The organism is Phenylobacterium aquaticum, assembly GCF_947378715.1.
Taxonomy (GTDB): Bacteria; Pseudomonadota; Alphaproteobacteria; order Caulobacterales; family Caulobacteraceae; genus Phenylobacterium; species Phenylobacterium aquaticum_A.
The window spans coordinates 1-12,126 of sequence record NZ_CANCLE010000125.1; the positions used below are offsets into that span (position 1 = coordinate 1).

Annotated in this window: 14 protein-coding genes; 9 read left to right on the forward strand and 5 right to left on the reverse strand. The window is 70.0% G+C overall.

Going from position 1 to position 12,126, the window contains the following annotated elements; all coding sequences use genetic code 11:
* The 4 genes from Q7P21_RS15050 to Q7P21_RS15065 all read right to left on the reverse strand — a co-directional run.
* Positions 1-572: histidine phosphatase family protein (locus tag Q7P21_RS15050; protein WP_304177708.1), on the reverse strand; the 572-nt coding region annotated here is incomplete at its 3' end.
* A complete protein-coding gene (locus tag Q7P21_RS15055; protein ID WP_304177710.1) occupies positions 569-1,354 on the reverse strand; it encodes an SDR family NAD(P)-dependent oxidoreductase in 786 nt (261 codons plus the stop codon). The genes Q7P21_RS15050 and Q7P21_RS15055, both read right to left, overlap by 4 nt.
* A 26-nt stretch (positions 1,355-1,380) precedes the next feature.
* Positions 1,381-2,214: an alpha/beta fold hydrolase gene (locus tag Q7P21_RS15060; RefSeq protein ID WP_304168976.1), complete on the reverse strand. Its 834-nt coding sequence runs from the start codon at positions 2,212-2,214 to the stop codon at positions 1,381-1,383.
* 61 nt (positions 2,215-2,275) lie between these two features.
* Positions 2,276-3,241 carry a zinc-binding alcohol dehydrogenase family protein gene (locus Q7P21_RS15065; protein ID WP_304168978.1) on the reverse strand — a complete coding sequence of 322 codons (966 nt, stop codon included), beginning with the start codon at positions 3,239-3,241 and terminating at the stop codon, positions 2,276-2,278.
* Positions 3,242-3,349: 108 nt separating this feature from the next.
* On the opposite strand from Q7P21_RS15065, the gene Q7P21_RS15070 reads away from it, so the two are divergent.
* The 9 genes from Q7P21_RS15070 (at position 3,350) to Q7P21_RS15110 (ending at position 11,835) form a co-directional block, all read left to right on the forward strand.
* On the forward strand, positions 3,350-4,036 hold the full coding sequence (locus tag Q7P21_RS15070) for a VOC family protein (RefSeq protein ID WP_304177712.1): 687 nt from the start codon (positions 3,350-3,352) through the stop codon (positions 4,034-4,036).
* A 50-nt stretch (positions 4,037-4,086) separates the two neighbouring features.
* Positions 4,087-5,781, forward strand: a complete 1,695-nt coding sequence (locus tag Q7P21_RS15075; RefSeq protein WP_304177714.1) for an alpha/beta fold hydrolase — start codon at positions 4,087-4,089, stop codon at positions 5,779-5,781.
* Positions 5,782-5,989: 208 nt separating this feature from the next.
* Positions 5,990-6,505, forward strand: a complete 516-nt coding sequence (locus Q7P21_RS15080; protein ID WP_304168983.1) for a hypothetical protein — start codon at positions 5,990-5,992, stop codon at positions 6,503-6,505.
* Positions 6,506-6,589: 84 nt separating this feature from the next.
* Complete coding sequence (locus tag Q7P21_RS15085) at positions 6,590-7,231, forward strand: hypothetical protein (protein WP_304168984.1); 642 nt, start codon at positions 6,590-6,592, stop codon at positions 7,229-7,231.
* Between the two features lie 8 nt (positions 7,232-7,239).
* The gene (locus tag Q7P21_RS15090) at positions 7,240-8,418 is read left to right on the forward strand and encodes a hypothetical protein (RefSeq protein ID WP_304168986.1); all 1,179 of its coding nucleotides are present in this window, start codon (positions 7,240-7,242) and stop codon (positions 8,416-8,418) included.
* A 25-nt stretch (positions 8,419-8,443) separates the two neighbouring features.
* A complete protein-coding gene (locus Q7P21_RS15095; protein WP_304168988.1) occupies positions 8,444-8,914 on the forward strand; it encodes a hypothetical protein in 471 nt (156 codons plus the stop codon).
* 29 nt (positions 8,915-8,943) lie between these two features.
* Positions 8,944-9,846 carry a hypothetical protein gene (locus Q7P21_RS15100; protein WP_304177716.1) on the forward strand — a complete coding sequence of 301 codons (903 nt, stop codon included), beginning with the start codon at positions 8,944-8,946 and terminating at the stop codon, positions 9,844-9,846.
* Positions 9,847-10,047: 201 nt separating this feature from the next.
* Positions 10,048-10,938: a patatin-like phospholipase family protein gene (locus Q7P21_RS15105; RefSeq protein ID WP_304177718.1), complete on the forward strand. Its 891-nt coding sequence runs from the start codon at positions 10,048-10,050 to the stop codon at positions 10,936-10,938.
* A 78-nt stretch (positions 10,939-11,016) separates the two neighbouring features.
* Positions 11,017-11,835, forward strand: coding sequence for a thioesterase family protein (locus tag Q7P21_RS15110; protein WP_304168994.1), 819 nt, complete (start codon positions 11,017-11,019; stop codon positions 11,833-11,835).
* 117 nt (positions 11,836-11,952) lie between these two features.
* Here the strand turns inward: Q7P21_RS15110 and Q7P21_RS15115 are convergent, their stop codons facing one another.
* A complete protein-coding gene (locus Q7P21_RS15115) occupies positions 11,953-12,126 on the reverse strand; it encodes a DegT/DnrJ/EryC1/StrS family aminotransferase (protein WP_369695348.1) in 174 nt (57 codons plus the stop codon).

The following is a 12,126-nucleotide window of genomic DNA, read 5'->3' on the forward strand; positions in this document are numbered from 1 at the left end:
GCGCAGGCCAGCCGCTCGCTCCGGCCGCCGGCCAGGCGGAAGACCGCGTCCTGGGGCGTGTCCTGGCGGAGGGTCTCGGCGTCGGAGAGCCCCAGATAGGCGCGGCGGACGAAGGTTCCGGAAATGCCGTGGCAGACCACGATCAGCCGGCGTTCGGCCTCTGGCGGCAGGCTGGCGAACCAGGGATCGATCCGCGCGGCCAGGTCGGCGAACCGCTCGCCGCCGGGACCCCGGAAGACCCAGTCGGGGGCGTTGAAGGCCTCGGGCTCGCGGGCGCGCAGGTCCGCATAGAGCTGGCCTTCCCAGGCGCCGCAGCCGACCTCGATGAGGGCGGGCGCGATCTCCACCGCCAGGCCCAGCGTGGCGCTGACGATGGCGGCGCTCTGGCGGGTGCGCTTGAGCGGGCTGGCCAGGATGCGCCAGCCGTCCACGTCGCCGATCTCCGCCTTCAGGAGATCGGCCATGGCCTGGACCTGGGCCTCGCCGAGGGGCGTGAGGGTCGATTCCAGCTGGCCCTGCAGCCGGCCCTCGGCGTTGTAGTCGGTCTGTCCGTGGCGCAGGAGATAGATCACCGCTTGCGGCGCACGACCGGGTGGGAGCTGGAGAGGCCGCCGTCCACCGCGATGACCTGACCGTTGACGTAGGATGCGTCGTCGGAGGCCAGGAACAGGGCGGCGTGGGCGATTTCCGACGGCACGCCATAGCGGGCCATGGGGTTCAGCTGGCCGATCTTGTCCTCATTGCCCCGCGCCCGGGCGCCGTCGAAGATCGGCTTGGTCATGCCGGTCTCGATCAGGCCCGGCGCGATGGCGTTGACTCGCACGCCGGCGCCATAGAACTCATTCGCGGCAGTCTGTGCGAGGCTGATGACGCCGGCCTTCGACGCCGAATAGGGCGAGCCGCCGGCGCCGGAGCGGATGCCGGCCACCGAGGCGGTGCAGATGATTGAGCCCTTACCGGCCGGGATCATCACTTTCGAGGCGTGCTTCACCAAGAGGAAGGCGCCGATCAGATTGACCCGCAGCACTTCGGCCCAGAAGGCGGCGTCCTGTTCCTCGAAGGCGGTCCAGCCGCCGGAGATGCCGGCATTGGCCCAGGCCACGTCCAGGGCCCCGAACTCCTTGACCGCCGTGGCGACCAGGCTTTCGACGAAGGCCTCCTCGCCGGCGTCGCCGGTGAGCGAGACGACCTTGCCGCCGGCGTCCTTCACCAGCTGGGCGGTCTCGTGGACCGTCTCGGCCTTGTCGGCGATGACGAGGTTGGCGCCTTCCTGGGCGAACAGGATCGAGCTCGCCCGGCCGATGCCGGAGCCCGCGCCGGTGATGATGGCCGTGCGGCCGGTCAGACGTCCCATGGTCGTGTCCTTCTGATCTTCGAGTGTTAGGCGGCGCGCGCGGCGGCGGCCAGTATGGCGTCGGCGACGATGTCGAACAGGGCCGGCGGCAGGTCGTGGCCCATGCCGGGGATCACCCGAAGCTCCGCGCCGGGCAAGGCGGCGGCGGTGGCCTCGCCGCCCTTCAGCGGCACCAGGGGATCATCGGCGCCGTGCAGGATGACCGCCGGGACCTTGAGCTTGCCGAGCCGCTCGGTGCGGTCGCCGTCGCCCCGGATCGCGCCCATCTGGCGGGCGCTGCCGGTCGGGTTGAAGGCGCGATTATATTCGGCGATGGCCCGCTCGCGCAGGGCGCCCTCGGGCCAGGGATAGGCGGGGCTGCCGATCACCTGGGCGTTCTTGACCTGGAAGGCGATGAAGGCCTCGAAGTCGGCCTTTGGATCAGGGCCCGGGGCGGTCAGCACCGCGCCCGCTTCCGGCGTCGGGTCGAGCGTGCCCGGCGCACCGCTGGCCGACATGATCGAGGTCAGGGAGAGGGTGCGGTCGGGATGGTGGATGGCCACGGCCTGGGTGATCATGCCGCCCATGGAGACGCCGGCGATGTGGGCCTTGTCCACGCCGACGGCGTCCAGCACCGCCATGGCGTCGGCGGCCATGTCGGCGAGTGCGTATGTCTCGCCCGGCTGGAACCAGGTGGAGAGGCCGGTGTCGCGGTTGTCGAAGCGGATGGCGCGATAGCCCTTGGCGGTGAGCTTGGCGCAGAAGCCCTCCGGCCAGCGGGTCATCTGCGAGCCCAGGCCGTTGATCAGCAGAATGGTCTGTGGGCCATCGCCGAACACTTCGTATTCAAGCTCGACGGCGCCGTTGCGGGCCTTGGGCATCGGTGTCCTCCCTTTGGTCGTCCCGGACGCGCCGCTCTCGCGGCGCGCCGGAATCTCTATCTTACGGAACCAGCACGACGCGGCCGACGGCGGCGCGGCTTTCGATATAGGCGTGGGCCTCGGCGGCTTCCGACAGGGCGAAGACCTTGTCGACCACCACTTCGAGCTCGCCCTTGGCGGCGTCCTCGATCAGGGTCTGGATCATGTCATGCACCCGGTCGGTCATGATCTCGGCGCCCAGGAAGACCCCGGACAGGGAGCGGTTGCCGCCCATCATCGCGCCGACATCGACCACCATCGGCTCGCGGCCGGCGGCGCCGACCATGGAGACGCGGCCGCGATAGGCCAGGCTGTTGATCGAGCCCTGCAGAGTGGGGCCGCCGACCGAGTCGACGACGACATTGGCGCCCTTGTTGTCGGTCAGGCGCATGACCTCCTTGGGCACCTCGTGGGTGACATAGTTGATGCCCTGGTCGAGGCCGAGGCGCTTCAGCTTCTCCAGCCGCGCGTCCGAGGAGGCGGTGGCCAGGATCAGGCCCGCGCCGGCCCGCTTGGCCAGCTGGATGGCGGCGACGCCGACGCCGGACGCGCCGGCCTGGACCAGCACGGTCTCGCCGGCCTTCATGCGGCCGTACTCGAACAGGCAGTCATGGGCGGTGCCGAAGGTCACAGGAATGGCGGCGGCGGCCTTGACGTCATAGCCGTCCGGGATCGGCCAGCAGTTGCGGGCGGGGACGGAGCGCAGGGCGGCGTGGCTGCCCCAGTTGTTGACGGTGGCGACCTTCTGGCCGACGCGCAGGTGGGTGACCTCCTCGCCGACCGCGACGATCTCGCCGGCCGCCTGGTAGCCGACCACGTGCGGCTTGGTCATCAGCGGGCCGCGCCAGCGGTTGAGGGTGTCGCCGCCCTCGATGGCGATGGCCTCGACCTTGATGATCACGCCCTTGGGGTGGAGCTGCGGATCCGGAACGTCCTCATATTTCAGGACCTCGGGACCGCCATTCTCGTAATAGACCGCAGCCTTCATGATGCGCCTCCTAATCAATCAAACAAATGTTCGAAGGCAGGCTTGTCACGCTGGCGGATCACGGGCAAGCCCAAGAAAACTAATCCGCTGACCTAGGGGGAGGAGCCGATGGACCTGGCCAAGCCGCGCGTCGATATCGGCCTGTCGACCCACAACCTCGCGCCCATGCTGGCCTTCTGGCAGGGCGAGGCCGGCGTTCCCTTCGACCATGTGCTGAAGATCCGCCGGGGCCAGGACCAGCATCGCCACGACGCCCTGGGCTCAGTGCTGAAGATCAACCACATGGCCGATCCGCTGCCGGACACAGCCCCCAGCGGCTATCTGGAGCTGATCATCGCGCGGCCGGGTTTGACGGCGCCCCTGGCCCTGACCGACCCCGACGGCAATCGCCTGAGCCTGGTCCCGCCCGGCCATGATGGCGTCGGCCAGATCGGGATCCGGCTGGGTGTCCGTGATCTGTCCGCGCACCGACGGTTCTACGCCCAGGGCCTGGGCCTGACGGAGGAGCCGCATGCCGGCGGCGCAGCCTTTCGGGCCGGCGAGACCCTGCTGATCCTGGAGGAGCGCGCCGACGCGCCGTCCGACGCGGTCTTCCCCGGCAAGGGCTGGCGCTACATCACCTTCCAGGTGTTCAAGGTCGATGAGGAACATGCCCGGGTCCTCGCCCAGGGCGGGCGCGAGGCCATGGCGCCGACAACGCTCGGGACCACGGCGCGAATCTCGATGGTGCGCGATCCGGACGGCAACTGGATCGAGCTGTCCCAGCGCGCCTCGATCGTCGGGTCATTGGCATAGGCGTCGCGCCCGCTACAGTGGGCGGATTCGATTGAGGCTTCCCCCAGCCCATGCCACGACCGCGTAGTGACGATGCGCCTGGCGACGAGATCGCCCTGGTCATCGAGGCCATGTACCAGATCGCCGCCGACCCCGACCGCTGGGACCAGCTGGTCGAGGCGCTGGGCGAGGCCGAGCCCACCGACGATATTCCACAGGCCGCCCGGATGGGCCTGGCCCAGAGCCGCGAGATCGCGCGCCTGGTCGGCCGCGCCGACGAGGCGGTGGCGACCAAGGTGGAGCCGGCCTGGCTGGTGCTCTCGCGCCGCCGCAAGGTGATCGCCGCCGGTCCGACGGCGGCGGCGGTCCTGGAGGCGGGATTGGGCCGCCTGGTCCTGGGCGAGGCCGTGGCCTTCGAGGATCCGGCCAATGGCTGGGCGCTGGACCAGGCGATGGACCGGGTCCGCCAGCAGCCTGAGGGCCAGACCATCCTGCGGCTTGAGCGCGACGATGAGCGCGGGCCCTGCTTCGCCTATCTCGCGCCGGCGTCCCGCCTGCCGGAGCTGGGCGGGCGGCCGGCGGCGGTCGAGGACGACCAGGCCGTCGCCCTGGTGTTCCCGGCCGCCGAGGAGGCTGCGCGGCTCTGGACCGGCCTCCGGGACAGCTTCGGCCTCACCCCGGCCGAGGTGCGGCTGGCGCGCAAGCTGCGGGACGGCCGCAGCCTGAAGGACGCCGCCGACGAATTGGCGGTCAGCGTCAACACCGTGCGCAACCAGCTGCGGGCGGTGTTCGAGAAGATGGGGCTGAAGCGCCAGAGCGACCTGGTCCGGGCCCTGGCCGAACTGTCCCAGATGGCCAGGCTGATGGAGGCCGGCGCCGCGCGGCCCGGCGGCGGCCCGGCCTCGCCGCCGCTCGAGACCCTGATCCTCGCCGATGGACGGCGCCTGAGCTACCGGGCCTATGGCGCGCGCCAGGACCGGGTGGTGCTGATGTTCCACGAGGGGCTGGGGTCGTCGCTGCTGCCGCCGGGTCTCGCGGACCACGCCCAGGGCCTGGGCGTCCGGGTGATCTGCGCCGACCGCCCGGGGTTCGGCGGCTCCGACCCGCATCCCGACTACAGCTTCGACAATGTCGCCGCCGACATGGTCGAGCTGTGCGACCGGCTGGGGGTCGACCAGGTGGCGATCGGGGCCATGCTGTCGGGGGCGCCCTCGGCCCTGCAGACGGCGGTGCGGCTGGGCGCCCGGGCGCGCGGCGTGCTGCTGATCTCCGGCCGGCCGCCGCGACCGGCCCTGCCCGACGGACCGCAGGATCCGATCAATCTGTTCCGGCTGCGGATCGAAAGCCATCCGTGGGTGGTCGAGACGCTCTATTCGATCCTGCGGCTGCGGATATCCGCCAGTCTGGTGCGCCGCTTCGTCCGGTCCTCCGTCGCCGGATCGCCCGGCGACCAGGCCTTCGTCGAGGCCAATCCCTGGACCGTGGACTATGTCGCCGCCTATGTGACCGAGGCCCTGTCGGCGACGACCCAGGGGGCGGCGGATGAGCTGAAGGCCTTCCGCCGCGCCCGCAACATGACCCTGGCCGGCCTGACCGCGCCGCTGAAGATCTGGCACGGGGAAGAAGATCAGTTCGCCCCCCTGCCGGCCCTGATGGACTTCGTGGGCGACCGGGCCCGCGAGGTGAAGATCATTCCGGGGACGGGGCACTTCCTGGCCCTGAGGTTCTGGCGCGAGATCCTCGACGAACTGGCCCAGGCCGCCTGATCGCCAGCCGGCGGCATAGTCCGTTTGGATCATGCGGCGCCTGCGACAAGCCGCCACAAGGGGAGCGTACTTAGACCCGCCCCCAAGGGTCGCCCCGGACGTCCCCGCACCCCGTCCCGGTCGCCCCACGCGGCCGGGACCTCGGCGCGCACGGACCAGATGCGGCCGCGATGGGGTGGGGTGAACTCCATTCCGGCCGGGGGGCCCCATGAAAAAAATCTATGTTCCCGTCGTGGCGTTGAGCGCCCTGATGCTGACCGCCTGGGGCGCGCCGAAGATCTCGGCGCCGACCGAGCTGAAGGCGCCCACGCCGATCGAGGGATCGGCCGGCAAATACGCCTCGCCCTTCACCTCCGACGGGGTGACGGCGGGCTGGGTGACCAAGTCCATGCAGGTCAAGGCGGCGGGCCAGATCGGCTCGATGGCCGGCAACTACGCCGGTCAGAAGGCCATGGAGAACGTGCCCTTCGTCGGCGGCTTCCTGGGCAAGAAGGCTGGTGAGGCCATGGGGCGCTCGATCGCGCTGAAGTCGATCGGCGGCGAGGAGTATCTGCGCTCGTCCACCGACCTCAGCTTCAACTCGCTGCAGGACATGGCGCTGTTCATGTACGTCAACTACTCGGCCAATCCCGAGTACCAGAAGATCCTGGACGCGACCTACGCGATCTATCCGGAATTCCAGACCGCCTATCTGCCGGCCCTGCAGGCCGCCTCGGCGCAATAGGACTTCAGACCGACCCGGCCGCGCCAGGGCGCGGTCGGGCCTTTTCCGATCCCGTTCGCGGGGTCCGCCGCCAAGAGGGCGACCATGTCATCCAAGACCACATCCGCGGCGTTCGCCGTATTGCTGGCGCTGGCCGCCTCTGGCCCGGCCCTGGCCGCGCCCAAGCTGAAGCCCCAGGGCTCGGCCACGGTCTATAAGGACACCGCCTCGCCGGACGGGGTGAAGGGCATCGGCACCGAGAGCCAGGACATCGTCTCGATGAGCGACGCCATGGTCCGCGACCTCTTGACCGTCCCGGAACTGATGAACCGCCCGACCCCGCCCAGGATCATCGTCGACCCCAAGTTCTTCCGGAACGAAAGCTCGGAGATCATCGACAAGGCCCTGATCACCGACCGCATCCGGGTCAATCTGATCCGCTCGGCCCAGGGCCGCATGCGCTTCATCGGCCGTGAGTACGCCGCGGCGGTGGAGGAGGAGCGCGACCTGAAGGACTCGGGCAAGGTCGATGTCGGCACCACCGGCCGCACCAAGGCCCAGGCCGGGGCGGACTATCGCCTGGTCGGCCGGATCGGCACCCGCGACGCCATCGACACCAAGACGGGGACCACCTCGCGGTTCAGCCAGTACACCTTCGAGCTGCTCGACATGGAGTATGGCGAAATCATCTGGTCGAACCTCTACGAGTTCAAGAAAGAGAACCGCGACGACGTCGTCTATCGCTAGGCGTGGGCATGTCGAGGTTCACCCTGCTCTGCGCCGGCGCGGTGCTGGCCTGGTCGGGCCAGGCGTTGGCCGCCCCGCCGCCGCCGATCCTGCCGCCCGTGGCCTATGACGCCGGGCCGGAGGAATTCGTGCAGCGTCTGACCACGGACGTTCCGACCAACCGGGTGCTGAACCAGATGGAGATCGGCGCCCGGGCCTTCTGGCGCGCCGACTACGCCACCGCCAAGCCGGCCCTGGACGACGCCATACTGCGCATCGACGCGGTTTTCGCCGACAGCCCCACGGCCGCCAACGCCCGCAAGCTCTGGTACGACGAGGGTTCGAAGGACTTCAAGGGCGAGCCCTATGAGCGGGCCATGGTCTTCCTCTATCGCGGCCTGATCTATCTGCACGACGCCGACTATGAGAACGCCCGCGCCGCCTTCCGCAGGGGGCTGATGCAGGACGCTTTCGCCGAGGAAGACCAGAACCGCTCCGACTTCGCCCTGCTGCTCTATCTCGACGCCTGGGCCAGCCATGTGAACGGTGACGATGACCTGGCGGCCGAGACCTTGGAGCAGCTGAAGAAGCTGCGCCCTGACTTCGGCGGCTTCGGCGAGAAGGACGACACCCTGGTGTTCGCCGAGACCGGCCTGGCGCCGCGCAAGCTGGGCGACGGCGCGAGCCACAGCTTCTTTGTCTATCGGCGCGGCAAACCGATCGCCGAGAACCAGGTCCAGGTGATGAACGGCGCGGCCCCGATGCAGGCCTATCCGATGGAGGACATCTACTACCAAGCCTCCACCCGGGGCGGCCGCGAGATCGACAAGATCCTGGCCGGCAAGGCCCAGTTCAAGGCGACCACCGGCGGGGTCGGCTCGTTCCTGTCCGACACCAGCGTGGCGCTGGCCTCCGGCAACTCGGCCTTCAGCGCCAATGGCGAGTACGGCGGGGCGGTGGCGGCGGTGGGGGTGTTCTCCGGCGTGCTGCTGATCGTGTCGTCCTCGACCAAGCCCCAGGCCGACACCCGCACCTGGTCGTCCCTGCCCGACACCGTCCACGTCCTGACCCTCGGCGCCGCCGGCAAGCCGCTCGCCCTGACCGCCCACTTCCTCAAGGCCGGCGTGGCGGTGGAGGGCGAGGACAAGCCGATCCGCTGCGAGGTCGACGCCAACAAGAAGCAGCTGTGCCTCGTGCGCGCCCACTAGATTCGATCAAGGAAACGGAACCCCGATGACCCAGATGAAGCCCCTCAAGCGCCTGTCGATCCTGGCCGCCGTCGTTGCGGCGACCGCCGGCCTGGCCGCCTGCGAGACCCCCTCCCCGGAAGGCGGCGTGCGCATCGACAACCAGAATGACCTGCGCCCGACCCTGAACACGGTGCGGGTCATCGACGCGACCCTGGCCCGCTACAAGAACATGTCCAAGACCAAGGTCGACAGCCTGCTGGACGTGGAGGGCGCCTATGTCTCCACCGGCCCCACCGGCTTCAAGAAGATCACCGTCCAGATCCGCAACAAGACCGACGTGGCCCTGCCGCTCGAGGTCCGCGCCTCCTGGTACGACGCCAACGGCGTCCCTACCGACCAGGCCCAGTCCTGGACCCGGCTGTTCGCCCAGCCCCAGGCCATGGTCACCTTCGAGCAGGGCTCCACCCGCCTGAATTCGGCTCAGTACTATGTGGAGGTCCGAGGCGCCCAATAGCGCCCGGGTCTCGATCCCTGGAGGGTTCGATGTCGATCACGCCCAAGCTCATCGCCGCCGCCCTGGCCGGTCTGGCCTTCGCCGGTCCCGCCGCCGCGCAGTATCGCCCGGAGGCGCCGGCCGTGACCTATCGCGAGGGGATGCCGGCGGTGAACGCCCCAGCCCCGGCCGCCAGTCCGGACGCGGGAAACTTCGCCGCCTCCAGCGCCTTCGCCCGCTGGTACCAGGCGGCGGGGCGGCCCTCGATCCTGCTGTTCTGGAACCGCGAGCTCCTGGAGGACGCCACCAGCCAGTATGACAGCGTCCAGACCGGGGCGGCGGTGGGGGCCAGCCGGACCGACGCCGTGGGGGCCCGCAGCTCGGGCTCTCTGGCCGTCGCGGACTATGGGATGGCGGCGGGTCGGAGCGACAGCATCGCCGCCGCCAGCCAGAGCTCCAGCGCCGTCGTGCTGACCGAACAGCGTCAGCGCCAGGAACGTTCCACGGACAGCCGCTACGCCATCGCCGACCCGACCTATGCCCACGGGGTGGAGTCGGCGATCTTCTCCACCTTCCTGTCGGCCGGCGCCAAGATGGTCAGCCGCGAGGCCCTGATGCGCAAGGTCTCGACCCAGAAGAGCCGCGAGGACCGGCTGGACATCCAGTATCTGGAGACCTTGGCCATGGGGCAGGGGGTCCAGTACCTGATGGAGGTGCTGCCCGATAATGACGCTGCCTCGCCCACCGGGGTGAGCTTCACCGTGCGGGTGACGCACCTGCCGACCTCGACCGTGAAGGCTCAGTTCGTCACCTCGGGCGATCCGCCCAAGGGAGCGGCCAAATGGACCGCCGTGAACGGCGCGGGCTTCGAGAAGCGAACCCCGGCCAGCCGCCAGACCCCGCAGCTGGTCGGCGCGCAGATCGCCTATGACACCATGACCAAGCTGCGCTGAGGCGCTGACCCGATCGGGCGCCGGGAGCCGCCCGTGACGTCGTCCCTCGGGGCAGCGTCAGCACGGCCGAGCTTGGGGGAGTTATCGGCCGGGCTTCCGAAGCGGGCGCAGTCCGACCAAGAGGACTGCGCCCGTCTTGTCTTGCGGCGCGCTCCAGGCTGGACGATCCTGGGGCCAAGACAAGAACGGGGAGAGACGCAGATGGGACGCAAGGCGCTGGTTCTGGGTGGCGGCGGGCCGGTGGGCATCGCCTGGGAGTCCGGGCTGATCTCCGGCTTGGCGCGGGCCGGGGTCGATCTCGGCAAGGCCGATTTCATCCTGGGCACCTCGGCGGGCAGCTTCGTTGGCGCGCGGCTGGCCATGGGGGCGCAGGCCGCGACCCTGGTCGATCCGATCCTAGCCGAACCGCCGCCAGCGCCCCGGGCGGAAGGCGCGCCAAAGCCCGCGCCGCCGGCCGACCTCAGCCAGCTGATGAAACTGATGGCCGAGGCGGGGTCGGGCGCGCGCGATCCGCAGGAGGTGCGGGTCGAGATCGGCGCCTTCGCCAAGGCCGCCGAGACCCCGGACGAGACGACCTTCATCTCAAGCTTCGGCCGTTCCTTCGCCGGACTGCCCGACACCACCTGGCCGGAGCGTGGCTATGGCTGCACGGCGGTGGATGTGGAGACCGGTGAGTTCGTGCTGTGGACGGCGGAGAGCGGCGTGGGCGTGACCCGGGCGGTGGCGTCGTCCTGCTCGGTGCCCGGCGTCTATCCGCCGGTGACGCTCAAGGGCCGCCGCTACATGGATGGCGGCATGCGCTCCGGCACCAATGCCGACATGGCCACAGGTTATGACCAGGTGGTGGTGGTCCAGGTGCGGGCCGGGGCCACGGCCGGCGCGGCCGCCGAGGCCCAGGCCCGGCGCTTTGAGGCCGAGATCGCCGTGCTGCGCGATGGGGGCGCCGAGGTGATGGTGTTGTCGCCGGACGCCGGCAGCCTGGCGGCCATGGGGCTGAACCTGATGGACTTCAGGAAGCGCGCCGACGCGGCCCGCGCGGGTGTGGCGCAGGGGGCGGACGCGGCGGCGGGCTTGCGCGCGCTCTGGGCCTGACGCATTAGCCACGGATTGTTCCACAGCGCCGCCGCCTCCCCTGAACGCGGCGCCTCATTGCGATCCGAGGCTATTTCCATGGACGACCTTTCGGGCGCCCCTCCCGCCCTGCTGGACTTTGACTCCGCCCTGCCGCTGACCGCCAAGGGGCCGCGCGCCTGGGAAAGCCAGGTCGACAAGCGCTATTGGAACGCCATTGGCCCCTGGGGCGGCTGGACGATCGCCCTGTTGCTCAAGGCCGTGCTGGCCGAGCCCGATCACAACGGCACGCCCGTGGCCATGACCGCCAATCTGATGGGCGGGCTGGACGAGACCCCGCTGACCGTCACCACCCGGCCGGCGCGCCAGGGCCGGTCGATGGAGTTCTGGACCTCGGAGCTCGGCCAGGGCGAGGGCGTGGCCGCCATGGCCATGGTCACCCTGGGCCATCGCCGCGACACCCTGTCGGCCCACGAGGCGCAGATGCCGCTGGTCGCGGCGCCGGAGACCCTGGAGGTTCCCGAGCGTCGGGGCGGTCTGGCCTTCGGCGGCATGTTCGACTTTCTCCCGGCCGGGGGGGCGACGATCCTGCAGGAGAACGCCTCGACCGAGACCCTGACCTGGGTCCGCGACGGCCAGGGCCGGGCGCTGGACTATCCGCTGCTGGCGGCCCTGGCCGACGTGTTCGCGCCCCGAATCTTCTATCGCGAGCCGGTGCGCCGGCCGGTCTCCACCGTATCGATGAGCGTCTATTTCCACGCCACCCCGGCGGAGCTTGCGGCGGTGGGCGGTGATTTCGTCCTGGCCCAGGCCCAGGCGCGTCGCTTCGAAGCCGGCTTCTTCGACCAGACCGGCACGCTCTGGAGCCGCGACGGCGTGCTGCTGGCGACGACGGAACAGCTCTGCTGGTTCAAATAGTACGCGCGCTGCTCCCCCGCCCTGGGATCTGTCAGCGAAGCTGACTGAGGGGGCTGTCCCGCAGGGACGGTCGCGGCATGGGCCCCCTCCGACCCTCTGCCCAGCGGGGGAGGAGCGTTACCGGTTCTTCAGCACGTGGGAGCGGATCGCGGCGATGATCTGGTCCTGGTGGTCCTCGGTCAGATAGGGGTGCATGGGCAGGCTCATCACCGTCTCCGCCTTGGCCTCGGTGACCGGCAGGCCGCCCGGGGTCGGATAGACGGAATAGACGCCCTGCTTGTGGATCGGGAT